This is a genomic window from Mesorhizobium sp. M2A.F.Ca.ET.037.01.1.1, from assembly GCF_003998075.1.
In the GTDB taxonomy this organism is placed as follows: Bacteria; Pseudomonadota; Alphaproteobacteria; order Rhizobiales; family Rhizobiaceae; genus Mesorhizobium.
Map to the genome: position 1 here is coordinate 1 of NZ_RZSA01001030.1, position 2213 is coordinate 2213.

Annotated in this window: 3 protein-coding genes; 1 reads left to right on the plus strand and 2 read right to left on the minus strand. The window is 60.6% G+C overall.

The genetic code is table 11. From position 1 onward, the window contains the following. On the plus strand, positions 1-530 hold a 530-nt coding region (locus EOA27_RS32950), incomplete at its 5' end, for a mechanosensitive ion channel family protein (protein WP_145970700.1). A 104-nt stretch (positions 531-634) separates the two neighbouring features. Here EOA27_RS32950 and EOA27_RS32955 read toward each other — a convergent pair. Both EOA27_RS32955 and EOA27_RS32960 read right to left on the minus strand, forming a co-directional pair. Continuing rightward, a complete protein-coding gene (locus tag EOA27_RS32955; protein ID WP_126081333.1) occupies positions 635-1702 on the minus strand; it encodes a cyclic nucleotide-gated potassium channel in 1068 nt (355 codons plus the stop codon). Between the two features lie 66 nt (positions 1703-1768). Further along, a partial coding sequence (locus EOA27_RS32960; RefSeq protein WP_145970701.1) for an adenylate/guanylate cyclase domain-containing protein occupies positions 1769-2213 on the minus strand: 445 nt, incomplete at its 5' end.

Below are 2213 nucleotides of genomic sequence, written 5' to 3' on the forward strand. Positions count from 1 at the left end.
GTACGGTGGAGAGCTTTTCGTTGCGCTCCGTAAAGCTGCGTCACCATCGTGGCCCGCTGTTCACGATACCGTTCGGTGAACTCGGAGCCGTCCAGAACCAAAGCCGTGACTGGGTTACCGACAAATTCAACATCACCGTCGGCTATGACACCGACATCGACTTCGCTCGTAAGCTGATCAAGCGGATAGGCCTGGAGCTGGCGGAAGATCCAGAATTCAAGAACTGGGTGATCGAACCGATCAAGATGCAGGGCGTACAGGAGTTCGGTGAGTATGGCATCGTATTGAGGGTCAAGGTCACAACCAGACCGGGAGGTGCCTTCGCTATGAAGGGGAGATTCTTTTTACGCCTCCGCCAGGCCTTCAAGGAGCAGGGCATCGAACTGCCATTCCCGACCGTTCACGTCGAGGGGCTGCAGAGCCCACATGGGGCAGAGAATGCGCCGTTGCAGATCACACCCGAGTTGAAACTGGCCGTCGCGCAGTCGCACACCAACCGGCGTAGGAAAAAAGCCGGCACAACGGAGTAGGAAAGCTATGATACCTAATGCCGGCGATCGATGATATCGTCGGCTACCTCAATTGTGGAGCCGGGGGGGGTGGATACGTCCCGCAGTTGCACTTCTTAGTGCGGTCAAGCCATCGGCGCCGCGCCGCGCCGCTCGAGCGCGGTCTTGCGGATGATTTCCGCGATCTCCGGGCTGCTGCTGCACAGCATCTGGAAATCCGACGAGTGCAGCGATAGCAGTGAGACCGCCGTTGCGGCGCTGACGGTCGCCATGCGCGGTTCGCCGCTGATCAGCGCCATCTCGCCGAAGAAGGCGCCAGGGCCAAGCTCCACCGGATTTGGCGTCGCGACGCTGACGCGCCCCTCCACGACGAAGAACATCTGGTCACCGATCTCGCCATTGCGGCAGATCACGGCGCCCGCCGGCACGGTGCGAGGTCTTAACGCGCGCACGATCTCGACCAGCACGGCCGGTCCGAGCTTCTGAAACAACGGCACGGCGGCGACCAGTTGCCAATTACGGACAAAGTCCCCGCGACGGACTTCCTGATAGAAGCCGGTGGCAAGAATGCCAGCCCAGAGGGCGAAGATGCCGATGCCACTCATCATGACGGCCCCGGAAAGGACGCGGCCGGCGAAGCTTTGCGGAATAGCGTCACCATAGCCGGTGGTAGACAGCGTGACCACCGCCCACCACATTGCCTGGGGGATGCTGCCGAACTTTTCCGGCTGGATGCCGCGCTCGATGACATAGCCCGCGAGCGCGACGCCGAACAGAACGACGCCGAAGAGCGTGGTGACGCCGATCAGATTGCGCGCTTCGTTGGCCAGGACTCTGCCCAGCACTGGGAAGAAAGTCGAGTCGCGCAGCGGTTTCAGGAGCCAGACAGCACAGTAGAGGCTCCGGTCGGGCGTGCCAACGAGCAGAAATGCGGCGAGTGGAACCAAGACCGCGAGTACATCGATGGCGATTGCCGGCGTCCTGTCCCGAACGCCTCCCGCCTCACGCTTAAGCAGCGTCGCGGCCATTTGCAGGAGATAGGCGCCCCAAATGGCAGCGAGTACTGCAGCCAGAGCCAGCCTGCTTCGTCCGGACATGTCCGGTATCGTGAGCCCAGCCACCGCCAAAAGCCCAGGCGCAGCCAGCACCGCGTTGAGCGGCGCGTAAATTCTTAAGAAAGGCAGTACCGACATTTTCTATGCCCGCGAGTGGCTGCTGCCCTCCAAAATAGGATGCCTTTGAGGCAAGCGTAAAGGTGCCTAGAGCCGCCACATTCGCACGCGACCTGTGCCACGCAATTCCGTTTCCCCAAGCGGCTCGCAAGCAAAATCCGGTGTGAGCAATTGGTGGGTTGCATCCGAAATACGGATTTCATCGGGCTCAGCGGCCTTTTGGATGCGTGCGGCGAGATTGACGGTGTCGCCCCACAGGTCATAGACAAACCGTCTTTTGCCTATGACGCCCGCCACGATCGGTCCGGAGTGAATTCCAATCCTGAGGCTTAGCGGTTCGCCTGCGAAGCGCTCGCGCCTGGCTGCCGCCCGTAGCTCGAGCGCATAATGCGCCAAGGCTTGCGCATGATCGGATCGCGCGGTGGGCAGGCCAGAGACCGCCATTACGCAATCGCCGATGGTCTTAATCTTTTCGCATCCATATTCTTCCGAGAGCATATCCGCCGACTTGAAGAAGTAATTCAGAATAGCG